The sequence below is a fragment of the Streptomyces sp. NPDC007189 genome, assembly GCF_040703635.1.
Taxonomy (GTDB): domain Bacteria; phylum Actinomycetota; class Actinomycetes; order Streptomycetales; family Streptomycetaceae; genus Streptomyces.
On sequence record NZ_JBEYEY010000007.1, the window covers coordinates 172,230 to 196,396 of the forward strand.

Annotated in this window: 25 protein-coding genes and 1 riboswitch; of the genes, 12 read left to right on the plus strand and 13 right to left on the minus strand. The window is 69.8% G+C overall.

What is annotated here, in order from left to right; translation table 11 throughout:
- Window positions 1-75: 75 nt before the first annotated feature.
- From AB0950_RS16880 to rplI, 3 genes are all read left to right on the plus strand, one after another.
- Window positions 76-663, plus strand: a complete 588-nt coding sequence (locus AB0950_RS16880) for a single-stranded DNA-binding protein (RefSeq protein WP_360153300.1) — start codon at window positions 76-78, stop codon at window positions 661-663.
- Window positions 664-737: 74 nt separating this feature from the next.
- Window positions 738-974 (plus strand): 30S ribosomal protein S18, encoded by a 237-nt coding sequence (rpsR, locus tag AB0950_RS16885; RefSeq protein WP_003949403.1) that lies wholly within the window; start codon window positions 738-740, stop codon window positions 972-974.
- A gap of 18 nt (window positions 975-992) precedes the next feature.
- Window positions 993-1,439, plus strand: coding sequence for a 50S ribosomal protein L9 (gene rplI / locus AB0950_RS16890; protein WP_360153303.1), 447 nt, complete (start codon window positions 993-995; stop codon window positions 1,437-1,439).
- Between the two features lie 221 nt (window positions 1,440-1,660).
- Here rplI and AB0950_RS16895 read toward each other — a convergent pair whose 3' ends face one another.
- Window positions 1,661-2,998, minus strand: coding sequence for an MATE family efflux transporter (locus AB0950_RS16895; RefSeq protein ID WP_366778788.1), 1,338 nt, complete (start codon window positions 2,996-2,998; stop codon window positions 1,661-1,663).
- A gap of 494 nt (window positions 2,999-3,492) precedes the next feature.
- Here AB0950_RS16895 and dnaB point away from each other — a divergent pair, with 494 nt between their 5' ends.
- The gene (gene dnaB, locus AB0950_RS16900; RefSeq protein ID WP_360153309.1) at window positions 3,493-4,971 is read left to right on the plus strand and encodes a replicative DNA helicase; all 1,479 of its coding nucleotides are present in this window, start codon (window positions 3,493-3,495) and stop codon (window positions 4,969-4,971) included.
- An 80-nt stretch (window positions 4,972-5,051) separates the two neighbouring features.
- Window positions 5,052-6,437, plus strand: coding sequence for a serine hydrolase domain-containing protein (locus AB0950_RS16905; RefSeq protein WP_360153312.1), 1,386 nt, complete (start codon window positions 5,052-5,054; stop codon window positions 6,435-6,437).
- A gap of 69 nt (window positions 6,438-6,506) precedes the next feature.
- On the opposite strand, the gene AB0950_RS16910 is transcribed toward AB0950_RS16905, so the two are convergent.
- Together AB0950_RS16910 and AB0950_RS16915 are read right to left on the minus strand one after the other, a co-directional pair.
- Window positions 6,507-6,959, minus strand: coding sequence for a GNAT family N-acetyltransferase (locus AB0950_RS16910; protein WP_360153315.1), 453 nt, complete (start codon window positions 6,957-6,959; stop codon window positions 6,507-6,509).
- Between the two features lie 9 nt (window positions 6,960-6,968).
- The gene (locus tag AB0950_RS16915; RefSeq protein ID WP_360153318.1) at window positions 6,969-7,427 is read right to left on the minus strand and encodes a MarR family transcriptional regulator; all 459 of its coding nucleotides are present in this window, start codon (window positions 7,425-7,427) and stop codon (window positions 6,969-6,971) included.
- Window positions 7,428-7,570: 143 nt separating this feature from the next.
- Here AB0950_RS16915 and AB0950_RS16920 point away from each other — a divergent pair, with 143 nt between their 5' ends.
- Window positions 7,571-8,779 carry an MFS transporter gene (locus tag AB0950_RS16920; protein ID WP_366778789.1) on the plus strand — a complete coding sequence of 403 codons (1,209 nt, stop codon included), beginning with the start codon at window positions 7,571-7,573 and terminating at the stop codon, window positions 8,777-8,779.
- A gap of 110 nt (window positions 8,780-8,889) precedes the next feature.
- Window positions 8,890-9,309 (plus strand): heme-binding protein, encoded by a 420-nt coding sequence (locus AB0950_RS16925; protein WP_360153324.1) that lies wholly within the window; start codon window positions 8,890-8,892, stop codon window positions 9,307-9,309.
- A 72-nt stretch (window positions 9,310-9,381) separates the two neighbouring features.
- On the opposite strand, the gene AB0950_RS16930 is transcribed toward AB0950_RS16925, so the two are convergent.
- The 6 genes from AB0950_RS16930 to AB0950_RS16955 all read right to left on the minus strand — a co-directional run bounded on the left by AB0950_RS16930 (window position 9,382) and on the right by AB0950_RS16955 (window position 14,111).
- Window positions 9,382-10,248, minus strand: coding sequence for a GNAT family N-acetyltransferase (locus AB0950_RS16930; protein ID WP_360153327.1), 867 nt, complete (start codon window positions 10,246-10,248; stop codon window positions 9,382-9,384).
- A 148-nt stretch (window positions 10,249-10,396) separates the two neighbouring features.
- The gene (locus tag AB0950_RS16935) at window positions 10,397-10,879 is read right to left on the minus strand and encodes an NUDIX hydrolase (RefSeq protein WP_360153330.1); all 483 of its coding nucleotides are present in this window, start codon (window positions 10,877-10,879) and stop codon (window positions 10,397-10,399) included.
- 87 nt (window positions 10,880-10,966) lie between these two features.
- Window positions 10,967-11,872 (minus strand): LysR family transcriptional regulator, encoded by a 906-nt coding sequence (locus tag AB0950_RS16940; RefSeq protein WP_360153333.1) that lies wholly within the window; start codon window positions 11,870-11,872, stop codon window positions 10,967-10,969.
- Window positions 11,873-12,089: 217 nt separating this feature from the next.
- The gene (locus AB0950_RS16945; protein ID WP_360153336.1) at window positions 12,090-13,238 is read right to left on the minus strand and encodes a cystathionine gamma-lyase; all 1,149 of its coding nucleotides are present in this window, start codon (window positions 13,236-13,238) and stop codon (window positions 12,090-12,092) included.
- Window positions 13,235-13,726, minus strand: a complete 492-nt coding sequence (locus AB0950_RS16950; protein WP_360153339.1) for a low molecular weight protein-tyrosine-phosphatase — start codon at window positions 13,724-13,726, stop codon at window positions 13,235-13,237. The genes AB0950_RS16945 and AB0950_RS16950 overlap by 4 nt, the downstream gene beginning before the upstream one ends.
- Window positions 13,727-13,733: 7 nt before the next feature.
- Window positions 13,734-14,111 (minus strand): phage holin family protein, encoded by a 378-nt coding sequence (locus tag AB0950_RS16955; RefSeq protein ID WP_360153342.1) that lies wholly within the window; start codon window positions 14,109-14,111, stop codon window positions 13,734-13,736.
- Between the two features lie 59 nt (window positions 14,112-14,170).
- On the opposite strand from AB0950_RS16955, the gene AB0950_RS16960 reads away from it, so the two are divergent.
- The 4 genes from AB0950_RS16960 to AB0950_RS16975 all read left to right on the plus strand — a co-directional run bounded on the left by AB0950_RS16960 (window position 14,171) and on the right by AB0950_RS16975 (window position 16,539).
- The gene (locus tag AB0950_RS16960) at window positions 14,171-14,488 is read left to right on the plus strand and encodes a cupin domain-containing protein (protein WP_360153345.1); all 318 of its coding nucleotides are present in this window, start codon (window positions 14,171-14,173) and stop codon (window positions 14,486-14,488) included.
- A 165-nt stretch (window positions 14,489-14,653) separates the two neighbouring features.
- On the plus strand, window positions 14,654-14,866 hold the full coding sequence (locus AB0950_RS16965; RefSeq protein ID WP_360153348.1) for a DUF5326 family protein: 213 nt from the start codon (window positions 14,654-14,656) through the stop codon (window positions 14,864-14,866).
- 220 nt (window positions 14,867-15,086) lie between these two features.
- The gene (locus AB0950_RS16970) at window positions 15,087-16,001 is read left to right on the plus strand and encodes an IclR family transcriptional regulator C-terminal domain-containing protein (protein ID WP_366778790.1); all 915 of its coding nucleotides are present in this window, start codon (window positions 15,087-15,089) and stop codon (window positions 15,999-16,001) included.
- 100 nt (window positions 16,002-16,101) lie between these two features.
- The gene (locus tag AB0950_RS16975) at window positions 16,102-16,539 is read left to right on the plus strand and encodes an SsgA family sporulation/cell division regulator (protein WP_360153351.1); all 438 of its coding nucleotides are present in this window, start codon (window positions 16,102-16,104) and stop codon (window positions 16,537-16,539) included.
- A 124-nt stretch (window positions 16,540-16,663) separates the two neighbouring features.
- Here the strand turns inward: AB0950_RS16975 and AB0950_RS16980 are convergent, their stop codons facing one another.
- Window positions 16,664-18,229, minus strand: coding sequence for a YibE/F family protein (locus AB0950_RS16980; RefSeq protein ID WP_366778791.1), 1,566 nt, complete (start codon window positions 18,227-18,229; stop codon window positions 16,664-16,666).
- A gap of 72 nt (window positions 18,230-18,301) precedes the next feature.
- Window positions 18,302-18,479, plus strand: a riboswitch (TPP riboswitch).
- Between AB0950_RS16980 and thiC the strand changes: the two genes are divergently transcribed.
- A complete protein-coding gene (gene thiC, locus AB0950_RS16985) occupies window positions 18,472-20,256 on the plus strand; it encodes a phosphomethylpyrimidine synthase ThiC (RefSeq protein WP_366778792.1) in 1,785 nt (594 codons plus the stop codon). It overlaps the preceding riboswitch by 8 nt.
- Before the next feature lie 160 nt (window positions 20,257-20,416).
- Here the strand turns inward: thiC and AB0950_RS16990 are convergent, their stop codons facing one another.
- The 3 genes from AB0950_RS16990 to AB0950_RS17000 form a co-directional block, all read right to left on the minus strand.
- Window positions 20,417-21,274 (minus strand): hypothetical protein, encoded by an 858-nt coding sequence (locus AB0950_RS16990; protein ID WP_360153363.1) that lies wholly within the window; start codon window positions 21,272-21,274, stop codon window positions 20,417-20,419.
- A gap of 181 nt (window positions 21,275-21,455) precedes the next feature.
- Window positions 21,456-22,538 (minus strand): metallophosphoesterase, encoded by a 1,083-nt coding sequence (locus tag AB0950_RS16995; protein ID WP_360153366.1) that lies wholly within the window; start codon window positions 22,536-22,538, stop codon window positions 21,456-21,458.
- A gap of 280 nt (window positions 22,539-22,818) precedes the next feature.
- Window positions 22,819-23,931: a LacI family DNA-binding transcriptional regulator gene (locus AB0950_RS17000; RefSeq protein ID WP_366778793.1), complete on the minus strand. Its 1,113-nt coding sequence runs from the start codon at window positions 23,929-23,931 to the stop codon at window positions 22,819-22,821.
- Between the last annotated feature and the right edge of the window lie 236 nt (window positions 23,932-24,167).

Below are 24,167 nucleotides of genomic sequence, written 5' to 3' on the forward strand. Positions count from 1 at the left end.
TTCCCGCTCAGCTGATCTCGGGATTCGAGTAGCAGCACCAAGCAGCCAGCAGCAAACCCGCCGAGAGGTTCCCCCATGGCAGGCGAGACCGTCATCACGGTCATCGGCAATCTTGTCGACGACCCCGAGCTGCGCTTCACCCCGTCCGGTGCGGCGGTCGCGAAGTTCCGTGTCGCGTCCACTCCCCGCACCTTCGACCGCCAGACGAACGAGTGGAAGGACGGCGAGAGCCTGTTCCTGACCTGCTCGGTCTGGCGTCAGGCGGCGGAGAACGTCGCCGAGTCGCTCCAGCGAGGCATGCGCGTCATCGTGCAGGGCCGGCTGAAGCAGCGGTCCTACGAGGACCGTGAGGGCGTCAAGCGCACGGTCTACGAGCTGGACGTCGAGGAAGTCGGCCCCAGCCTGCGCAACGCCACGGCCAAGGTCACCAAGACCGCCGGTGGCGCTCGCGGTGGCCAGGGCGGTTACGGCGGCGGTGGCGGCCAGGGTGGCGGTGGCTGGGGCGGAGGCCCCGGCGGCGGTCAGCAGGGCGGCGGCGCTCCGGCCGACGACCCCTGGGCGACCGGCGCTCCCGCCGGTGGCCAGCAGGGCGGCGGTGCCGGCGGCGGCTGGGGCGGAGGCTCCGGCGGCGGTGGCGGCTACTCGGACGAGCCCCCCTTCTAGGTCCTCGGACTTCCAGGTCCCCGGGCCAAGGACGGGCCGTACCCACACTTCTTGATCACACAGGAGAAACACCCATGGCGAAGCCGCCTGTGCGCAAGCCGAAGAAGAAGGTCTGCGCATTCTGCAAGGACAAGGTCACGTACGTGGACTACAAGGACACGAACATGCTGCGGAAGTTCATTTCCGACCGCGGCAAGATCCGTGCCCGCCGCGTGACCGGCAACTGCACGCAGCACCAGCGTGACGTCGCCACGGCCGTGAAGAACAGCCGTGAGATGGCGCTGCTGCCCTACACGTCCACCGCGCGATAAGGGAAGGGTGACCTACGCATGAAGATCATCCTCACCCACGAGGTGTCCGGCCTCGGTGCCGCCGGCGACGTCGTCGACGTCAAGGACGGTTACGCTCGCAACTACCTGATCCCGCGGAAGTTCGCTATCCGCTGGACCAAGGGTGGCGAGAAGGACGTCGAGCAGATCCGCCGCGCCCGCAAGATCCACGAGATCCAGACCATCGAGCAGGCCAACCAGGTGAAGGCCCAGCTCGAGGGCGTCAAGGTCCGCCTGGCCGTCCGCTCCGGCGAGTCCGGCCGTCTCTTCGGTTCCGTCACCCCGGCCGACATCGCGTCCGCGATCAAGGCTTCCGGTGGCCCCGAGGTCGACAAGCGCCGCATCGAGCTCGGCGCGCCGATCAAGACCCTGGGCGCCCACGAGACGTCCGTGCGTCTGCACCCCGAGGTTGCCGCCAAGGTCAACATCGAGGTCGTCGCGGCGTGACGCTGCGCTCGGCTTGAACGGCTGAGAAAGGGGGCCGTCCCTTGCGGGGCGGCCCCCTTTTCCGTGTCCGTGTGTCGGAGACCCTGCGCCCGAGGCGCGGGATGTTTCACGTGAAACCGGGGCGGGTCCCACACACCGAAACCCGGGCAGGATCCATCACGCCGGAACGGAGCCCGGGCCGTTACGTCGAAAGGGGAGCGGGGACCGTTACGCCGATCCGGTCACCGGGTCGCGCCGGTCACGATCCAGCGTCCCGACCGCGTGCGTAGCCACAGTGTCAGCAAGCGTGTGGTCATCATCAGGGTCATCGCGGCCCACAGCGCCGTGAGACCTCCGCCGAGGGCGGGGACGAGCAGGGCGGCCGGAGCGAACACGGCGAGGGTGACGACCATGGCCCTGGCCAGGTACGGCCCGTCACCGGCGCCCATCAGGACTCCGTCCAGCACGAAGACGATCCCGCAGACCGGCTGCGAGAGCGCCACCATCAGCAGTGCGGGCAGGGCGGTGTCCCTCACCACGGAGTCACTGGTGAACAGCGGCAGAAAGAGCGGCCGGGCCGCCACCACGAGAAGGCCGAGGACCACACCGGTGGCGATGCCCCACTGGACCATGCGACGGCAGGCCTCACGGGCCCCTCGGGCGTCGTTCGCTCCGAGGTAGCGGCCGATGATGGCCTGTCCTGCGATCGCAATCGCGTCGAGAGCGAAGGCCAGCAGGTTCCACAGGGACAGGGTGATCTGGTGGGCGGCGATGTCGGCGTCGCCAAGATGCGCCGCCACCGCCGTGGCGATCATCAGGATCGCCCGCAGCGACAGGGTGCGGACCAGGAGCGGAACGCCTGCCTGCGCCGACGCCCTGATGCCGGCGGTGTCGGGGCGGAGGGAAGCTCCGTGCCGACGGGCCCCGCGTACGACCACGGTGAGATAGACGGCCGCCATGCCGCACTGGGTGACGACCGTTCCCCAGGCCGAACCGGCGATGCCGAGCCCCGCGCCGTACACAAGTCCCGCATTGAGCGCGCCGTTGGCGACGAAGCCCGCGACGGCGACATAGAGCGGGGTCCTGGTGTTCTGCAGCCCGCGGAGGACTCCGGTGGCGGCGAGGACGATCAGCATGGCTGGGATGCCCAGCGAGGAGATGCGCAGATAGGTCGTGGCACAGGGAGCGGCGGTCGTCGAGGCGCCGAAGAGGTCCACGATGCCCGGCGCCAGGGGGAGGACGACGGCGATGACGACGATGCCGAGGAGCAGCGCCAGCCAGATGCCGTCCATGCCCTGGCGGATGGCGGCCTGCAGATCTCCGGCGCCGACGCGCCGGGCCACGGCCGCGGTGGTGGCGTAGGCCAGGAAGACGAAGACGCTCACCGCGGTGGTGAGCAGGGCCGAGGCGACACCGAGACCGGCGAGCTGGGCGGTCCCGAGATGGCCGACGATGGCACTGTCCGCCATGACGAAGAGGGGCTCCGCGACGAGCGCGCCGAAGGCCGGGACGGCCAGCGCCACGATCTCTCGATCGTGGCGCCGTCGGGTGGCCTCGGGTATCGCTGGAGCCTGTGTCATGAGCACTAATCTAATCGTCCACAGGTAAGCGATGCAACTGACGATCACCCCTTACTCTTTTGCTCGGGGTGTATCGATTCGGGCACCGTTCGAAGCAATCTCGGCCCGACTGGGGAAGTTTTTCTTCTGCACAGCCAGTGGACGGTAAAGGTGCAGGTCAATGCGGTGTTGTGGGTGTGGGCGAGGTCTTGTTCACAGGGCTGTCCACCGGGTCGTGCACAGGTTTCGGCGAGTTCTCCACAGCATCCGGGGCGTCGTCCACATGGCCTGTGGATAACCAGATTGGCTGACGGTGCCGACGGGCCTACCGTTGTCCGGCGCCCGCTCCTTCCCGCGGCCCGGAGAGCGTCCTTCGAAGGCACCCTTTCCACGGTCCTGGAATCCGCACAAAACCGACGCGTCGGAACCGGAGTTGGGCCTCTCAGTTGTCAGTGTCGTGCCGTACAAAAGAGGACACGGCGAGGTCCGCCGCGCGGACGGGAGGAGGTGGCTCGGTGAGCATTTCCGAGCCCTTGGACGATCCGTGGGCCGATGCCGGGCCCAGTGATCGCCTGCCGGCCTCCCGTCGACGCGGTGACGGCGGCCGGGGTCGTGACGAACAGCACGACCGGGGCCGGGAGAACGGCTCCTGGGAGGGCGGGGGCTCCTCGTTCGAGCGGGTGCCGCCGCAGGACCTGGACGCCGAGCAGTCGGTGCTGGGCGGCATGCTGCTGTCCAAGGACGCCATCGCCGACGTCGTCGAGATCCTCAAGGGCCACGACTTCTACAAGCCCGCGCACGAGACGATCTTCCAGGCGATCCTGGACGTCTACGCCAAGGGCGAGCCGGCCGACCCGATCACCATCGCCGCCGAGCTCACCAAGCGCGGTGAGATCAACAAGGTCGGCGGTGCCGCCTATCTGCACAGCCTCGTCCAGACCGTGCCGACGGCGGCCAACGCCGAGTACTACGCGGAGATCGTCCATGAGCGGGCGGTCCTGCGCCGCCTGGTCGAAGCCGGCACGCGCATCACACAGATGGGATACGCGGCCGACGGCGACGTGGACGAGATCGTCAACCGCGCCCAGGCCGAGATCTACGCCGTCACCGAGCAGCGCACCAGCGAGGACTATCTGCCGCTCGGCGACATCATGGAGGGCGCCCTCGACGAGATCGAGGCGATCGGCTCGCGCAGCGGTGAGATGACCGGTGTGCCGACCGGCTTCACCGACTTCGACTCGCTGACCAACGGCCTGCACCCCGGTCAGATGATCGTCATCGCCGCCCGGCCCGCCATGGGTAAGTCGACGCTCGCGCTGGACTTCGCGCGGGCCGCCTCGATCAAGCACAACCTGCCGAGTGTCATCTTCTCCCTGGAGATGGGCCGCAACGAGATCGCGATGCGTCTGCTGTCCGCCGAGGCCCGGGTCGCCCTGCACCACATGCGGTCCGGCACGATGACCGACGAGGACTGGACCCGGCTCGCCCGCCGCATGCCGGACGTCTCGGCCGCCCCGCTGTACATCGACGACTCGCCCAACCTGTCGATGATGGAGATCCGCGCCAAGTGCCGGCGCCTGAAGCAGCGCAACGACCTGAAGCTGGTCGTCATCGACTACCTCCAGCTGATGCAGTCCGGCGGTTCAAAGCGCGCCGAGAGCCGCCAGCAGGAGGTCTCGGACATGTCCCGTAACCTCAAGCTGCTCGCCAAGGAGCTGGAGATCCCGGTCATCGCGCTCTCCCAGCTCAACCGTGGCCCCGAGCAGCGCACCGACAAGAAGCCCATGGTCTCGGACCTGCGCGAGTCGGGCTCCATCGAGCAGGACGCCGACATGGTCATCCTGCTGCACCGCGAGGACGCATACGAGAAGGAGTCCCCGCGCGCGGGCGAGGCGGACCTGATCGTGGCCAAGCACCGCAACGGCCCCACGGCCACCATCACGGTCGCCTTCCAGGGCCACTACTCCCGATTCGTGGACATGGCCCAGACCTGATCCCGGCCCCGGCCGGAACACCACCTCCCTGCCGGGGAAATGGGCTCGACGTCCGCCGTCGCACCAGGTGGACTGGGCCCATGACGTCATCTCAGGAAGAGCTGCTCCCCGGGACGCGCCGCGCCCTGCTGCACCGGATCGCCGTCGCCCAGGCCGAGGGCCGGGCGCCCTCGCTGGTCGCCTCCGTGGTGCGGGGCGGCAGGGCCGTTTGGCACGGGGCACGGACCTCGGTGGACGGGCACGGGCCGGACGAGAACGTGCAGTACCGGATCGGGTCCATCACCAAGACCTTCACCGCCGTCCTGGTGATGCGGCTGCGCGACGAGGGACTGCTGGACCTGGGGGACCCGCTGGAGAAGCATCTGCCCGGCACCGGCGCGGGCGAGGCGACCATCGCCCAACTGCTCGCGCACACCGCCGGGTTGGCTGCGGAGTCGCCCGCACCCTGGTGGGAGCGGACTCCGGGCACCCTGCGCCCGGAGCTGGGCGATGTGCTCGGCGAACAGCCCCTCCTGCACCCCGTCGGCCGACGGCACCACTACTCCAACCCCGGCTACACGGTGCTCGGTGCTCTCGTGGAGCAGCTGCGGGGCGCCCCCTGGGAAGAGGTGCTGCGCAACGAGATCCTCGAGCCCCTCGGCCTGCACCGTACGAGCACGCAGCCGCAGGCCCCGCACGCCGGTGGCTGGGCCGTGCACCCGTGGGCGGACGCGATGCTGCCGGAGCCGCTGGAGGACCTGGGCAGGATGGCGCCGGCCGGCCAGCTGTGGTCGACCACGGGGGACCTGGCGCTGTTCGCCGCGTTTCTGGCCGCGGGTGACGACCGGGTTCTGAGCGCGGAGTCGGTACGGGAGATGCGCACGCCCGCCGCACCCGCCGAGGCGGCGGACGTACTGGACGGGGCCACGTACGGCCTAGGCCTGCAGGTCCAGCGGCGCGACGGCCGGCTGCTGGTGGGCCACTCCGGTTCCCTGCCGGGCTTCCTGGCGAACCTCACCCTCAGCGTGGAGGACGACGTGGCCGCGGTGGTGCTCGCCAACTGCACCAGCGGACCGCTGCTGGGCGCGGTGGGCGCCGACCTGGTACGGATCGTGGCCGAGGCGGAACCACGGATCCCGGAGCCCTGGCGGCCCCTGCGCGAGGTCGATCCGACGGTTCTGGAGCTGGCGGGGCAGTGGTACTGGGGTACCAGCGCCTTCGGCCTTCGGGTGACCGCCGACGGTCTTCTATCCCTGGCCCCGCTGACCGGCAGCGGCCGGCGCGCCCGCTTCCGTTCCAACGGTGACGGCACCTGGACCGGACTGGAGGGGTATTACGCCGGAGAGCTGCTGCGGCCGGTACGGCGCCAGGACGGATCCCTGAGCCATCTCGACCTCGGCTCATTCGTGTTCACACGGCAGCCGTACGACCCTGAAGCAGCCGTCCCCGGTGGAGTGGACCCGCAGGGCTGGCGGGGAATCCGCTAGGCATCCCTGGCGCAGGGGGTGTGTTTCACGTGAAACACACCCCCTTAGCCTTCGCGTTCGCCGGTGCCGTCAGAGCCGCAGCTTGAACCCCTCGTGGGAGGCGGTGAAGCCGAGCCGTTCGTAGAAACGGTGTGCGTCGGTGCGCGTCTTGTCGGACGTCAGCTGCACCATCCGGCAGTCGAGCTGGCGCGAGGTCTCGATCGCCCACTCGATCAGCTGACCGCCCAGCCCGCTGCCCCGCTCGTCCGCGTGGATGCGCACGGCTTCGATGAGGGCGCGGGTGGCACCCCGGTGCGAGAGTCCCGGAATGATCGTGAGCTGGAGGGTTCCGATCACACGGCCTTCGCGGACGGCGACGACGAGATGCTGGTTCGGATCGGCTTCCAGGCGTTGCAGCGCGGCCCGGTACGGAGTCATGTCGTCGGGGGACTCGCGCTCGGCCCCGAGCGGGTCGTCGGCGAGCATCGCGACGATCGCCGGCAGGTCGTCGACGGTCGCACGCCGTATTTCAAGATCTCCCATGGGCGCACCCTATGCCGGTACGCTCAGCGACTCCACGACCCGTACCAGGGGAGCCAGTTCGGGGTTCCGGGACGCCTCGTCCAGGGCCTCGCGGAGGGCGGCGTCATTGGTGGGCCGCGCCTCTTCGAGGAGCCGTAGGCCCGCCTCGGTGACATTGGTGTAGATGCCGCGCCGGTCGGTAGGGCACAGGTAGCGCTCCAGCAGGCCGCGGTCCTCCAGCCGGGTCACCAGGCGGGTGGTGGCGCTCTGGCTGAGAACGACCGCGTCGGCGACCTGCTTCATCTGGAGATGCCCGCCCTCGCCGTCGTGCTGGCGGCTCAGTACATCGAGCAGCGAGTACTCGCGCACGCTCAGGTCGTGCTTCGTCTGCAGGGCGCGCTCGATGTGCGCCTCGATTCTCCCGTGCAGCGCAGACAGGGCGCACCAGCCCTGTGCGAGGGCGGTGAGCGCGGGATCCGTCGCTGTCATTGGCGTTCTCCTCCGTCCCGGAGCGGCTGCATCAAGGGTAGAGCAGGTCCGCAATTGTCAGCGCTTGCATGTATACCGCGTCTGCAACTATTGTGAACGCACGAAAAGCGCACATGCAATCGTCTGGGAAGGTGTACCCCTCCATGCCTCTCGCGCTCCTGGCCCTCGCGATCGGGGCCTTCGGAATCGGAACGACCGAGTTCGTGATCATGGGCTTGCTGCCTCAGGTCGCGGGCGACTTCGGGATCTCCATCCCCACGGCGGGCCTGCTGGTGACCGGTTACGCGCTCGGTGTGGTCGTCGGCGCCCCGCTGATGACCGTGCTCGGCACCAAGGTCTCCCGCAAGCGCATGCTGATGCTGCTGATGGGACTTTTCATCGCCGGCAACCTGCTCTCCGCGGTGGCCCCCGCTTTCGCGATCATGCTGATCGGCCGCGTGATCGCCTCACTCGCACACGGCGCCTTCTTCGGCATCGGGTCGGTCGTCGCGGCCGAGCTGGTGGCACCCCACAAGAAGGCCGGCGCCATCGCCATGATGTTCACCGGTCTGACCGTCGCCAATGTCATCGGCGTCCCACTGGGCACGCTCATCGGCCAGCACGTCGGCTGGCGCGTCACCTTCGCGATCGTCGCCGCTCTCGGGGTCGTCGGCCTCGCCGGCATCGCCAAGCTGGTGCCCGAGATGCCGAGGCCCGAGGGAGCGCACCTGCGGCACGAGCTGGCCGCCTTCAAGAACGCCCAGGTCCTGCTCGCCATGGCGATGACCGTCCTCGGCTTCGGCGGCGTCTTTGCGGCCATCACCTACATCGCGCCGATGATGATCCACATCGCGGGCTTCGCCGACGGCTCGGTGACCTGGCTGCTGGTGCTGTTCGGCCTCGGCATGGTCGGCGGCAACCTCGTCGGCGGCCGGTTCGCCGACCGCGCCCTGATGCCGATGCTGTACGTATCCCTGGGCGCTCTGGCCCTTGTCCTCGCGCTCTTCACTCTCACCGCCCACAGCAAGATCGCGGCGGCCGTCACCATCGCACTGATCGGCGCCCTGGGCTTCGCGACCGTACCGCCGCTGCAGAAGCGCGTGCTCGACCAGGCGCACGGCGCCCCGACACTCGCGTCGGCCGTGAACATCGGCGCCTTCAACCTCGGCAATGCCCTGTCCGCCTGGCTCGGCGGCATCGTGATCGCGGCCGGCTTCGGCTACACGGCGCCCAACTGGGTCGGTGCCGCGCTCGCGGCGGCCGCCCTGGTCCTCGCCTTTGTGTCGGCGGCACTCGAGCGCCGCGACGGCGCCCGCAGCACCGTGATCGCCTCCGCCACGCCCACCGGGCAGCAGACGCCGGTCCACCACTGAGCCGTCGCAGCATCGAGCGCCTGACCACGCACATCTCACAGACCTCCGCGCCGGGGCTCATCCCCGGTACGGCCACCCCCCGCACAGGAACATCCGAGGAGCGAACCTCCATGAGCACCACCGCCGTCGCCCCGCTGTCCATCCAGGACGCCGAACTGCTCGTCGCCACGGCCCGCCGCACCGCCGAGGACGCCGGGGTCGTTGTCAGCGTCACCGTCCTGGACGCCGGCGGCCATCTGCTGGCCTTCCGCCGGGACGACCGGGCCGTGCTGATCTCCGGCGAGACGAGCACCCGCAAGGCGTACACGGCACTCCAGCTGAACACCCCCACCGCCGACCTGGTCGACGCGGTGCAGCCGGGTGGGCTGTTCCACACGCTGCCCACGGCCCTCGACCGGCCACTGCTGTTCATCGCGGGCGGAGTGCCCGTCCAGCGGGACGGCCGGCTGATCGGCGCGGTCGGGGTCGGTGGGGGTGCCCCGGAGCAGGACCACGCCTTCGCCGTCACGGCCGTCCAGGCGCTCGCCTGAGCCGCGAGCCCATGGACACGACGCCGGCCCCGCCGCACGACGCGGCGGGGCCGGCGCTCGCCGTGCGAGGACTCAGCCCGCGGCCACGGTCAGGGGCGCGAACCGGCGGGTCCAGTCCCCCGGGAGAGCCGTGATCCCGTACGTCATGACGGCGTTGAAGGCCACGGAGGCAAGTCCTCGCGCCTTCGCCCATGCCAGCAGCTCCTCATGGCGCACGTCGATGTCGGTGCGCAGCGGACGGTCCGTGCAGGCCGCCAGCGAGCCGATCAGTGCCTTGGCCGTCTCCGTGTCCCGGGCGACCAGCGGGCCGATGACATGGGTGTCCATGTTGGGCCATGCCGCCGTGTAACCGGTGATGCGGCCGTCCTGCTCGGCCACCCGCAACTGGTCCGCGAAGGCGGGCAGCCGGGTGATCAGGGGAGTGCGGTCCGCGCCGAAGACCTCCTCGTCGAGACGCAGGATCGCCGGGAGATCCTCGGCGGTGGCGGCGCGGGTGGGTACGCCGGACTCCGGGCCGCCCGGAGTGAAGCGGCCCACCAGCATCTCCGCCCGGCCCGTCACCTTGAAACCCAGCTCCTCGTACAGAGGACGGCCATTGGGTGTCGCATGCAGGGTGAGGGGAGTGGTCCCCATGGTTGCCACGACATGGCGCATCAAGCGGCGTCCGACGCCCTGGCGGGCATGGCGTTCCGCCACCAGGACCATGCCGACGGCACCGAGATCCGGGCGCTCCGACGGACCGTACTCCGTGACCACGCAAGCGGCCACGAGACCGCCCGAGGGATCGTCGATGCCGTATCCCTTCCCGGCGGTGAGGAGGAAACCCCACTTGTGTTCCTCGCGTGGCCACCCCCGGTTCTCGGACAAGTCGGCGCAGGCGGTGAGATCGCGAAGCGTCAGTCGGCGGATGGGCAGAGCAGCGAGGGAAGGAGTCGACACGCAGGTCAGGCTGTCTGACCGGCGGCCCGACGTCCAGCCGTTTCCGTACAGAGACACCGTCTTTTGGTCATGCCGTGGTCCTGTGCACAGCTCGTGGACAGCAGGCCCGCATCCAGCTCCCCGACGCCCTGCGGGCCATCTGAAGGCGCTAACCCAGGTCGGGAGCGTGCATGGCGCGTACCCCCTCGATGTTGCCGTCCAGATAGTGGCGCAGCGACAGCGGGACCAGGTGGACAGAGGCGATGCCGACGCGAGTGAAGGGCACGCGGACGATCTCGTACTCACCGGCGGGCTCGTCCACTTCGGGGCCGTGCCGCCGGGCCGGATCCATGGACTCCAGCCGGCAGACGAAGAAGTGCTGCACTTTCACACCGGTGGCGCCGCCGTCCTCACCGATGTGCTCGACGGTGTCCACGAAGCACGGAACCACATCGGTGATCTTGGCGCCGAGTTCTTCGGACACCTCCCGGTGCAGGGCGTCCACGACGGTCGGGTCCTCGGGTTCGACCCCGCCGCCGGGAGTGACCCAGTAGGGATCGATGCCGGGCTTGGTGCGCTTGATCAGGATCAGGTCGTCACCGTCGAGGAGAATGGCACGGGCGGTGCGCTTGACCACGGGTCGGACGGTCATGGGAGAAATGTGGCCCGGTTGGTTCCACGTGAAACATCGCAGTGAGTCACCAAGGGTTGCCGCGTGTGGAAGCCGTCTCGGTGGGCCTCAGCACCAGCCCGCGGCAGCCTGCTGAAGCCACTCGTGGGCCCGCGCTATATGAGGCATGGCGAGGGTGCCGGTGCGTACCACCAGGAAGTACGTGCGCAGCGGCGGCACCGGCGGATCGTGCAGCGTCGCCACCGTGCCGTCATGGAGGGCCACGGCGCACAGATAGCGGGGCAGCACCGCGAGCCCGGCGCCCGCGATCGTGCAGGCGAGCACCGCGCGTAGATCCGGAACGATGACCGTGCCCGAGGTCGCCGGACGGGAGTCGAAGACGGAGGCCCAGTAGCGCGAGACGAAGGGCAGCGACTCATGGACCTCGACGACGGGCAGATCCTCCAGCGCGGGCGCCCCCTTCAGACGCAGCGCCTCGGTGCCGATCCGCTCCACCCAGCGCGGAGCGGCGACCAGTACGTGTTCCTCGTCGCAGAGCGGAGTCGCGGTGAGCAGAGCGCCGCGCGGACGGGCCGTACTGATGGCCAGATCGTGATGTCCGGCGGCCAGTCCCTCCAGCGTCTCCTCTGCCGTGCCGAAGAAGGCGCGCAGAGCGAAGGGCTGGCCGTCGTCGCCGGTCAGCTCCGTCAGAGCGGGCAGGGCCCGTTCGGCGGTGAACTCGGGCGGGCCGGCGAGATGCAGGGTTCTGAGCGAGGACTCGTCGTCCAGGCCGCTCTCGGCTATCTCCACCAGGGCGTCGAGATGGGGTGCGGCCTTGTGCGCGAGTTCGTCGCCGATGGTCGTCGGCGTCACCCCGCGCGCCTGACGCAGGAAGAGCGGCTTGCCCAGCTGCCGTTCCAGCGTGCGGATCTGCGAGGTGACGGCCGGCTGGGAGAGGCCGAGCAGGGCGGCGGCGCGGGTGAAGGAGCCGGCCCGGTGCACAGTGACGAAGGTGCGCAGCAAGGCCAGGTCCATGGCGTGCCCTCCCCTATCCCTGCCCTCCTCCGGCCCCAGGCAGGCCCCAACTATAAATATGTCGATAGGTCCCTGTCGCTAGCGTGATTGGACACTGACTGACAGTCAACTAGCCTTGCTCGCACGGTTCTTCGCGCGCAGGAGCCGAAGACGGTCCGAGCCACGAGGGGGGAGGCTCGGACCGTCGTGCGCTGTCACCGGCCGGATGGGCCACCGCTCACTCGGCGGACTCGTCCAAGGCTCGCAACAGGTCGGCGATCAGGTCCTCGGGGTCCTCGGCGCCGACGGACATGCGGATGAAGCCCTCCGGGACCGCGTCCCCGCCCCAGCGGCGGCGCCGCTCGGCCGTGGACCGCACCCCGCCGAAGCTCGTCGCGTCCTCCACCAGACGCAGCGCCTGCAGAAAACGCTCGGCACGCGCGCGCGTGGGCAGCGTGAAGGAGACCACGCAGCCGTGGCGGCGCATCTGCTGCGACGCGATCTTGTGCGAGGGGTCGTCGGGCAGCCCGGGATAGCGCAGGCCGGACACCTCCGGCCGCTGCTTGAGGGCCTCGGCCACCGCGAGGGCGGTGGCGTTCTGCCGGTCGACGCGCAACTGGAGCGTGGCGATGGAGCGGTGCGCCAGCCAGGCCTCCATGGGCCCCGAGATCGCCCCGACGATCTTCCGCCACCGCCGTACGGCGGCCATGGCCTCGGCATCACGGCCGGCGACATAGCCCAGCAGCACATCACCGTGGCCGGTGAGCTGCTTGGTGCCACTGGCCACGGAGAAGTCGGCGCCCAGCTCCAGCGGGCGCTGCCCGAGCGGGGTGGCGAGCGTGTTGTCGACGGCCACCAGGGCGCCCTGTGCATGGGCCGCCGCCGCAAGCCGCCGGATGTCGCACACGTCGAGCCCCGGGTTCGACGGGGACTCGATCCACAGCAGCCGGGCGCCGTCGAGGACGTCGAGCTGGGCATCGCCCGCGGTGGGGGCGGTGCGCACCTCGACGCCGTACGCCTCCAGCTGGGCGCGCACCAGCGGCAGCACCTGATAGCCGTCGGAGGGCAGCACGACCGCGTCCCCGGCACGCAGTTGGGAGAACAGCACGGAGGAGATCGCCGCCATGCCCGAGGCGAAGACCAGCGTCTCGACGTCGTCCCGCCCGGGCGCCTCCAGCTCGCCGATGGCCCGTTCCAGGAGCGTCCAGGTCGGGTTCTCGTCCCGGCCGTACAGGTACGGTCCCGTCGCCTCGCCGGGCAGGTGGAAGTGCGCCGCGAACACCGGCCCGGGCAGGGTCGGCTCGTGCTTGACCGGTTCGGGCAGTCCGGCGCGCACCGCGCGCGTGCCGTCGCCGGTACGACCCTCGCCCGGGGTGCTTTCGCTCATGCCGCTCTTCCTTCCAGCTGCTCGCGTACGGCGGCGAGCAGTCCGGTGCTCGCCGCTTCCACCATCCCAAGACACTCCTCGAAGCCGTCCCGGTGTCCGTAGTACGGATCCGGCACCTCGAGGTCGTCACCGGCGGCGGGGTCGTAGGAGCGCAGCAGCCGGACCTTGCGCGCGTCCTCCTCGGTGCGCGCGAGGCGGCGCAGGGCCTTGAGATGACCGGTGTCGAGGGCGATCACGAGGTCGAGCCGGGAGAACCACGACGGCTGGAACTGCCGCGCGATGTGCTCGCAGGCGTAGCCGTGCTCCTGGAGGATCGACACGGTCCGCGGGTCGGCCGGCTCGCCCTCGTGCCAGCCGCCGGTGCCGGCGCTGTCGACCACCACCCGGTCCTCCAGTCCGGCCTCGGCCACGCGCGCGCGGAAGACGATCTCGGCCATCGGGGAGCGGCAGATGTTGCCGGTGCACACGAAACAGACGCGGTAGGCCATGGCTGCCTCAGTCCTCGTCGGGCAGGACGACGTGCAGCGCCCAGGAGACGACGGAGACGATCAGGCCGCCGATGACGGCCGTCCAGAAGCCCTGCACGTGGAAACTCAGGTCGAGCTTGCCGCACACCCAGGACGTCAGCAGCAGCATCAGCGCGTTGACGACCAGGGTGATCAGGCCCAGGGTCAGGATGAACAACGGGAAGGTGAGCACCTTCACGATCGGCTTGACCAGCCAGTTCACCAGCCCGAACACCAGAGCGACGACGATCAGCGTGCCGGCCTTCTTGGCGGTGCTGTCACCCGTGAGAGTGATCTTGTCCAGCAGCCACACGGCGACCGCCAGGGCGCCCGCGTTGGCGATCGTCTTGACTACGAAATTCTTCATGTGTCTGATCGTGGCAGACCCGATCGGAACCGAGCAGTGAGACGAGGGCGACAGCGGCGATGAAGGCATTCCGGCTGGACGAACTGGAGGCGGAGCGCGCCGCGAACGAGGGGGCCTACCTTCAGTTCCTGCGTGAGCGGAACATGTCCGTCGGCCTGTACGCCCTGAACGCGGGCGAGCACGACCCGCAGAAGCCGCACAACCAGGACGAGGTGTACGTCGTCGTCAGCGGCCGGGCATCGATCACCGTGGGACTGGAGACGACCGAGGTCGCGCGCGGCAGCGTGGTGTACGTGCCGGCCGGCGTCGCCCACAAGTTCCACCACATCAGCGAGGATCTGAGGGTTCTCGTGGTCTTCTCTCCGCCCGAGGCGTGAGCCCGGACCCCGGGATTCCCTAGGGGACGGGTCAGGGGAGGACAAGGGGCGCGAGGCCACCGCGGGACCCCTGCCGGCCCTAGCATCGAGTGCAGAACATCAAAGCCGTACGTGAAAGCAGGACGTACGGCACGCGGACATACGAGAAGGCAAAGGACGAGGGCGATGCGAGGGATCTTCGCGGGACTGCCGTGGTGGGTGAAGTGGGTCGCGGTGCCGGTCATCGCCCTGGTCGTGTTCGGCAGCCTGATAGTGACGGTGCTCGGCATCGTGATCGGCCTGCTGTTCAAGGCGCTGGTCTTCGTCGCCCTGGTCGGCGGACTCATCTACGTCGTACGGAAGTTCATGTCGAACTCCTCGTCGCGCAGCGACTGGTGACGGCACCGGGCACTGGTGATCGGCCACACACCACCACCGGTCCCGGCAAGCTGAACACCGGTTTCCCTCGGGCGAGGGAAGTTTCCGGCGAGGCAGTCCGGGTGCGGCGGCGGACGATTAGAGTCCGGAACCCCGCGGGGTCCGGCCCCGCGGGCGGCGCAGATCCCCTCCGTGCTCTCCCCCCGCACGGGCTGCCCCCTCGCGCTCCCGGGAGTGATCCTTGGCCACGGTCGACACCGCACCGGCAGAACCGCACGCACCCCCCACTCCGTCGCGTCCCCGCGCACCCCTCGCCCCGCGGGCGCCGTCCGTCGCGGTCCCCGAACAGCCCCACCCCCCGGGCGTCTCTGGGCCACCGCACCCCTCCGACGCCGCCGGCTCCCCGGCCACCGCGACACTGATCGGATCCGTCCAGCGCGCCATGCGCCTGCTGGAGACCGTCGCCGCACATACGTACGGCGCCCCCGCCAAACAACTCGCCCGCGAGACCGGCCTCGCCCTCCCGACGACGTACCACCTGCTGCGCACCTTGGTGCACGAGGGCTATCTGCGCCGCGAGAAGGGGCTGTTCTTCCTCGGCGAGGCGGCCGAGCGGCTGGGCAGCAGCGGGGCACAGCAGAAACGTCGCAGCGCGGTGGTGGACACACTTGCGCACTGGCGCGATTCCATCGGTGTGCCCGTGTACTACGCGATGTACCGGGACGGCGAGATCGACATCATGTGCGTCTCCGACTCCCCCGAGGCGCCGGCGGTCGAGGAGTGGGCCGACTTCCGTGAGACCGGCCATGCGCACGCCATCGGCAAGTGCCTGCTCTCCCAGCTGGACGAGGACGCCCGCCGCGATCACCTCGCCCGCTATCCCGTGACGTCCATCACGCCGTACACCGTGCGCGACAACGACGCCCTGTTGCGGCGGCTGGCCCGGATGCCCCGCATGGAGCCGGTGGTGGAGCGCCAGGAGTACGCGCTCGGGACGATCTGCGCGGCGGTCCCGATCACGGTCGGCACGACCGTGGCCACGATGGCGATGTCACTTCCCTCCCACCAGGCCGATCGGCTGTTGCCCGCGGCTCGTCGCCTGCAGACGGAGATCGGACGGCATCTGGGGACGCTCACGCTCTCTATCAGTATCTGAAAACTTACTCCTTGTGATCTGCTGTGTACGTTCAGCAAGATTTGACCACGGTCGGAGGGATCAAACCCGGCCAGTCGATGTCCATACGACGGGGTACACGATGCGCGAGTCCGTACAGGCAGAAGTCATGATGAGCTTTCTCGTCTCGGAGGAGCTCTCCTTCCGCATTCCGGTGGAGTTGCGCTACGAGACCTGTGATCCCTATGCCGTGCGCCTCACCTTCCATCTGCCCGGTGACGCTCCGGTGACCTGGGCCTTCGGGCGCGAGCTGCTGATCGACGGCGTCGGCAGGCCGTGCGGGGAGGGGGATGTGCACATCGCTCCGGCCGACGCCGAGGTGCTGGGCGAGGTGCTGATCCGGCTCCAGGTGGGTGGCGACCAGGCCCTGTTCCGCTCCTCGGCGCCGCCGCTCGTGGCCTTCCTGGACCGCACGGACAAGCTCGTGCCGCTCGGTCAGGAGGGGGCGCTGGCCGACTTCGACGCCCATCTGGAAGAGGCCCTGGACCGCATCCTGGCCGAGGAGCAGAGCGCCGGCTGAAGCGTTACGGCGGCGGAGGCAGAAAGTGCCCCGCCGTGCCGCGTGGGACGGTGCAGGAACGCTTCTTCGCGGCTGTGTTGCGGGCCAGGCCGACGACACGGCATCCGACGCTGAGTCAACCGCTTCACCGCTTCCGGCGTCGTCCCCGCCCGCCCCGCGCCGGGACGGGCGGGACCCCGGCCGGTGCCGGCGTGCTCGGGCCGGGGCGGTCGGCGGCGACCACCAGAGCGGCGAGCGCGGTGGTGACCGGGACCGAGGCGACCAGGCCGATGGAGCCCACCAGCGTGCGCACGATCTCCTCGGCCACCAGCTCGCTGTCGGCCACCGTCCCGACGCTGCTCTGTGCGATCGAGAACAGCAGCAGCAACGGCAGGGCGGCACCTGCGTAGGCGAGGACGAGGGTGTTGACCACGGACGCGATGTGGTCGCGGCCGATGCGGATGCCCGCACGGTACAGCCCGCGCCAGCCCATCGTGGGGTTGGCCTCGTGCAGCTCCCACACGGCCGACGTCTGGGTCACGGTGACGTCGTCCAGCACACCGAGCGAACCGATGATGACGCCGGCCAGCAGCAGACCGCTCATGTCGATCGACGGATACAGGCCGTGGATCAGGCCGGTGTTGTCGTCCGTGTTGCCGGTCAGCGCGGCCCAGCCGATGAACAGGGAGCCGAGCACGCCGATCAGCGACAGGGAGACCAGCGTGCCGAGCACCGCCACGGACGTCCGGGCCGACAGGCCGTGGCACATGTACAGGGCGATCAGCATGATGGCGCTCGCCCCGACCACCGCCACGAGCAGCGGGTTCGAGCCCTGGAGGATCGCGGGCAGGATGAACAGGGTCAGCACCAGGAAGCTCACGGCCAGCGCGACGAGCGCCATCACCCCGCGCAGCCTGCCGACGATCACGACGGCGAGGGCGAAGATCGCGGCGAGCAGCGTCATGGGGAACTGCCGGTTCACATCGGCCACCGAGTACTGCAGGTCTCTCGGTGCCGAGGGCTCATAGGCGACCACGACCTTCTCGCCCTGGTGCAGCTGCCGGGTCTGGTCCGGCTGGACGATCTCGGTGAACGTACGGCCCTTGTCCTTGCCGGTGTCGACCCGGACGGTCGCCTTCTTGCAGGTCCCGTTCGCCTGTTGCTGCGCCGAGGTGCCCTCGGCCGTGGAGGTGTCTCCGGTCGGGGTGTCACCGGAGGCGTTGACCGATCGGCAGCTCACCTCGACGACCCTGGTGACCGTGGCCTGTTGTGTCTCGCGGTCGAAGCCGACGCCGGTGCGTTTGTGCGGTGGGGCGCCCCCGGGCCAGAGCACCAGCAGGCCGACCGCGACCGCCGCGGTGAACGGGATCAGGATCGCGGCGATGACCTTGCGCAGGTGCTGGGAGACGGGGGCGGCGGGCCCATGGCTGTGACTGTGCCCGTGCCCGTGTCCCTGTCCTTGTCCCTGGCCATGCCCGCTTCCGTGCTCGTCACGGTGCGCGTGGCCCTGGCGATGACCGCGCCCATGGTCAGCGCTGAAGCTCCTGGTCTCGGCCGTACGGCCGTCGTACTCATGGCCGTCGTACTCATGGCCGCCGTACCCATGGCCGTCGGGCACGTGGCCGTCGGGCATGTGGTCCTCGTGCTGTCCCGGGCCGCCTCTGCGAGGCGGCCCGGGCGGCCGATACGGGTACTGCTCCATGCTGGTCACCGCCCGATCATTGCAAGAACGGCAGGGGGCCCACTGTTCATCGCGCCACACATGACGCTAGCGTGGAGGCACCTTTGCACACGCGGGAGCTCGGAGCACCGGGCTGAGAGGGCGCTGACCTCCGTACACGCGATGTTTCACGTGGAACATGCCATGTTCCTCAGGAAACACCGGCAGACGGAAACCGCTGCGTCGACCGCCGAACCTGTTACCGGGTAATGCCGGCGTAGGGAGTAGGTCTCATGACCAACAAGGACGCACGCACGCCTGCCTCCGTTCAGGACGAGACGTCCCAGGAGGCCCGGAAGTCCATCGGCTGGCACAAGGCGTATGTCGAGGGTTCGCGCCCCGACATGCACGTGCCGGTCCGTCAGGTGCACCTCACCAACGGGCAGTCGGTCACGCTGTACGACACGTCGGGCCCGTACACCGATCCACTCGTCGACACCGATGTCCGCAGGGGCCTGCCGCCGCTGCGCGAGAACTGGATCATCGCCCGCGGCGACACCGAGGAGTACGCGGGCCGTCCCGTCCGTCCCGAGGACGACGGGATCAAGCACACCTCGCCGCGCGGCGGGCTCCGCAACCTGGACGCCGTCTTCCCCGGACGGCCGCGCCAGCCGCGCCGGGGCCGGGGTGGCGAAGCGGTGACGCAGCTCGCCTACGCCCGCCGGGGTGAGATCACCCCGGAGATGGAGTTCGTGGCCATCCGGGAGAACGTCTCTCCCGAGGTGGTCCGCGAGGAGATCGCGGCAGGCCGGGCCGTACTGCCCGCCAACGTCAACCACCCCGAGATCGAGCCGATGATCATCGGCAAGCGGTTCCTGGTGAAGGTCAACGCCAACATCGGCAACTCCGCGGTGACTTCCTCCATCGAGGAGGAGGTGGAGAAGATGACCTGGGCGACCCGCTGGGGCGCCGACACGGTCATGGACCTGTCCACCGGCCGCAACATCCACACCACCCGCGAGTGGGTGCTGCGCAACTCCCCCGTCCCCATCGGCACGGTGCCGCTCTACCAGGCCCTGGAGAAGGTCGACGGCAAGGCCGAGGAACTGACCTGGGAGATCTACAAGGACACGGTCATCGAGCAGGCCGAGCAGGGTGTGGACTACATGACGGTCCACGCGGGCGTCCGGCTGCCGTTCGTGCCGCTGACCGCCAACCGCAAGACGGGCATCGTCTCGCGCGGTGGCTCGATCATGGCCGCCTGGTGCCTGGCGCATCACAAGGAATCGTTCCTGTACGAGAACTTCGAGGAACTCTGCGAGATCCTCGCCGCCTACGACGTCACCTACTCGCTGGGCGACGGCCTCAGGCCGGGTTCGATCGCGGACGCCAACGACGAGGCTCAGTTCGCGGAATTGCGAACTCTTGGGGAACTCAACCGGATCGCCAGGCGTTTCAACGTACAGACCATGATCGAGGGCCCGGGACACGTCCCGATGCACAAGATCAAGGAGAACATCGACCTTCAGCAGGAGATCTGCGATGAAGCTCCGTTCTATACGCTCGGCCCGCTGACCACGGACATCGCGCCGGCGTACGACCACATCACCTCCGGCATCGGCGCCGCGATGATCGCCTGGTGGGGCACGGCGATGCTCTGCTACGTCACGCCCAAGGAGCACCTGGGCCTGCCCAACCGCGACGACGTCAAGACCGGCGTCATCACGTACAAGATCGCCGCACACGCGGCCGATCTCGCCAAGGGGCACCCGGGCGCCCAGGAGTGGGACGACGCACTGTCCGACGCCCGCTTCGAGTTCCGGTGGGAGGACCAGTTCAATCTCGCCCTGGACCCGGACACGGCCCGCGAGTTCCACGACGAGACCCTGCCGGCCGAGCCCGCCAAGACGGCCCACTTCTGCTCCATGTGCGGCCCGAAGTTCTGCAGCATGAAGATCTCGCAGGACATCCGCCGCGAGCACGGCAGCAGCCAGACCGAGATCGAGGAGGGCATGGCGCAGAAGTCGAAGGAGTTCGCGGCGAGCGGGAACAGGGTGTATCTGCCGATCGCCGACTGACCGGGAGGAGCGAACTCGCCGCGCCGGAACGTCCGTTGAGGCGGCCGGTGCGGTCGAGGAGCTGCGGGGACGGCGGCTGACCGGGGTGGCGGCGCCACACCGGTTGCCGCTCGGCCCGCCGCCCGGTCGGGCCCCATGCCGTCCGGGTGCTGCTGCGGGATCACTCGGGCTGGTGCTCCGGGCCGCCGAAGTCCGGGCTCGTGTAGTCGGGGCTGCTGAAGCTCGGCCGGCCGGATGCGGTGCCGTCGTCGGGGCTGCTGAAGCCGGGGCGGTCGTATCCCAGGCGGGGCATACGGCCGCGCGGGGCGGGCGGGGTCGTGCGGTGCGTGACCGGTCCGGGCTCGGCGAGCGCCTCCGTCAGGAACGGCACGATGCCGCGGTCCAGCAGGGCCTGACGCCAGGCCTCTCTGGCGCGGTCCAGTTCCCGGTGCGCCGCGTCGAGCGCCCGGGCCTGGTCCGAGCTGCCGTTGCGCAGGGCGGTGAGGAGCAGTCCGACCGCGGCCACGAGGATCGCGGCCGCGGTCACCGCGCCGAACACCCAGCCGGCGGTGAGCATGGTCCCGGCGAAGGCCTGTCCGGGGCTCAGTGTCTTCAGGATGTAGCCGACGAGGAGGAAGATCGCCGCGGCGGTGCCGGAGAGGACGGGAGCCAGTACGGCGATGACCGCGACGGCGCCCGCGCCGGTGCTCTCGGCCGTCTCGCCGGGGGAGGTGACGAGCCCGGCCGTGGCCGAACTCTGGTCGGTGGCACTGGGGTCACCGGCGGCCGCGGGGGCCATCGCGGGCTGGCGAAGCTCCTGGCGGATCTTCACATAGTGCTCGTATTCGGCCGCCGCGGCGGCCGTTATCAGGGCGGTGGCGTTGAGCGCCATGGTGCGCAGTTGTTCGGGATTGAGTCGCTGTCCGACAGCGGCCAGTTCCGGCCGCTGTGGCGCGGAGCGCAGCGCCTCATCGAGGAGCCGCTCGAATTCCTGGCGGTCCTCGTTCTGCAGGTGCTGCGGAACGCTGTTCATGTGCATCCCCCGATGCTCCGTAGGGCTTGGGGCTCGCACGCCGGCGAGCCGTCGGGCAGAAACGGAGGGGAGCCTGCTACGGATAAGCCGATGGTAGAGCCGTGACGGCACACGGAGACAGGGGGTTGCCGGAAATTGCCCCACCGGCCTGTGGATACGCGGCCGGGGGCGCCGCTCGGCCGAACGGTCAGGTGGCCAGGGGAAGTTGCCGCACCAGCAGCTTTCCGGCCATGGTCACTCCGCCGTCCATCGCGATGGCGAGCCCGTCGGCGTAGACGTGCGGTCCCTCCACGACCGGGCCGGTGCTCTCCTCGCCGTCCTCGGAGCCGACCTCGCCGAGCAGGTAGGGAATCGGGCTGTGGCCGTGAACGATGCGGGTGCCGCCGTACGTATCGAGGAGGGAGCGCACGGCGTCGGCGCCGCCCTCGTCGCGGAAGGAGAACCGCTTGGTGAACTTGCGGAACAGATCCCAGCACTCGTCCGCGTCGTTGCGGGTGAGCGTCTCGCGGACGGTGTCGTTGACCGCCTCGATGGAGTCGCCGTAGTCGAGGTAGGCGGTGGTGTCCGAGTGCACCAGCAGATAGCCGTCGACCTCCTCGACGGCGTCGAGGCGGGCCATCCACTGCAGGTGGTGGTCCTGCAGGCGGTCCATGTCGGTCTTCTGGCCGCCGTTGAGCAGCCAGGCCGCCTGGAAGGTGGCGGTGCCCGCACCGGAGTTGACGGGGGTGTCGCCGAACCGCTTCGCGCCGAGCAGCAGCAGTTCGTGGTTGCCCATGAGTGCCTTGCAGTAGCCGCCGGCCGCCGCGGCCTCGGCGGACAGCCGCATCACGAGGTCGATGACGCCGATCCCGTCGGGTCCGCGGTCGGTGAAGTCGCCGAGGAACCACAGCCGGGCGGTGCCGGCGCACCACTGGCCGGAGGCGTCGATCAGCCCCTGCTCCTGGAGTGCGGCCACCAGTTCGTCGAGGTAGCCGTGGACGTCCCCGACGACGTACAGCGGGCCGGGACCCGTCGCGGGCTGCGGGGCCGGGGCGGCAGGGGCCGTCTCGGCGGTGGTGACCGGGTGGGTCTCCGCCCGGTTGATGACGGGCAGGTCGCGCTGGGTGGGCGTGTAGCCGTCGGGGTACGCCTCGTCGGCGGGCGGCGCGGTGTCGCCCGGGTGGGCGGTGCGGACGTACGGACCGGTCTCGTGGACGTACGCAGGTACCCGGAAGTCGCGCAGCGTCGTCGTCCGCTCCACTTCGGGTCCCTGACCGGCCCCCTGAGTCATCAGACCCCTCCACCATCGCGCCGCATCTGCACCCCTTCGGACTGCCTGGTCGCAGCGGTCCGCGGTGTCGTGGGCCCATCATAGGAATGCGCGTCGCGCCGTGTGATGACCCAGGGGTGGTGAATCGGAACAAGACTCCAGTTCACCGCGGCTTTCGCCCCGTTTGGGCAGATGTTCGGCCGGCTCGGCGCCGACCGGACACCCGGCCCGTGCGCCGCCGGCCCGCCGAGCCCCCGTGCACGGCCGGCGCGGGCACGGGGCGAGCGCCCCGCTTTCCGCGCTATCTGTCGTCCGGTGTCCGCGGCGGGCTGACCGTCGTGCGCGGCGGACGGCGCTGCGAGGAGGTGCGCACGATCAGCTCGGTCGGTATCACCTGCTCGACCGGCTGGTCCGACTCCACGCCCTCGATGGCGTCGATGAGGAGCTGGACCACCGCGGTGCCGATCCGGCGCGGTTTGAGGGAGAGCGTGGTGATGGGCGGCTCGGTGCTGGCGTACACCATGGACTCGCTGCAGCAGACGAGCAACAGGTCCTCGGGGACGCGCAGGCCGTAGCGGCGGGCGGCGGCCAGCAGGTCGGTGCCGTTGGGGTCGAACAGGCCGTAGACCGCGTCGGGCCGGTCGGGGCGGGCGAGCAGCCGGTCGGCGGCGACGGCGCCCGCGCACGGGTCGTGGGCCGGATAGGCCTCGTACACCGGGTCCTGGCCGACCCGCTCGCACCAGTGCAGGTAGGCGGTGGTGGACAGGTGGGTGTACGTGTCCGTCGTGGTGCCGGTGAGCAGGCCGATACGGCGGGCGCCGGCGTCGGCGAGGTGGTCGAGGATGCCGAGTACGCCGGCCTCGTGGTCGTTGTCGACCCAGGCGGTGACCGGCAGCGTGCCGGCCGGGCGGCCGTCGGAGACGACGGGCAGACCCTGCCGGACGAGTTCGGTCACCACCGGGTCGTGGTCGGAGGGGTCGATGACGACGGTGCCGTCGAGCGCGACGTTGGACCACACGTCGTGGCGGGAGGTCGCGGGCAGGATCACCAGGGCGTAGCCGCGGGCGAGCGCGGCCGAGGTGGCGGCGCGTGCCATCTCGGCGAAGTACGCGAACTCCGTGAAGGTGAAAGGTTCATCCCCGTACGTCGTCACGGTCAGGCCGATCAGACCCGACTTGCCGGTACGGAGGGTACGGGCGGCCGCCGAGGGGCGGTATCCCAGCCGGTCGGCGACCTCACGGACGTGGCGCCGGGTGGCATCCGGGAGCCGGCCCTTGCCGTTGAGGGCGTCGGAGACGGTCGTGATGGAGACTCCGGCGGCGGCGGCCACGTCCCTGATGCCCGCCCGGCCCGGCCGGCTGCCTCGACGTGAGGTTTCCGCGCGGCTCACCTGGTGCTTCCCTGCTGCTGTCATGGCGAGCCGATAGTAGGGCTCATGCGGTGGGGTAGTGCGGACGCATATGCACGCGTTGACAGGCACGTTTCTGCAAGGTCGTGAGGCGCTAACTACCTTAGAAACAAAGTCAGTTGAACGATCCTTCGGCAAGACGTGTCGTGGTGGCGCGTATGGACCTGCCAAGTGCCCGATGTCTCGAAGAGGTCTCAACTCACCTGCACGGGTGATGCGCGCTACGGCGCGAGCCACCGGCG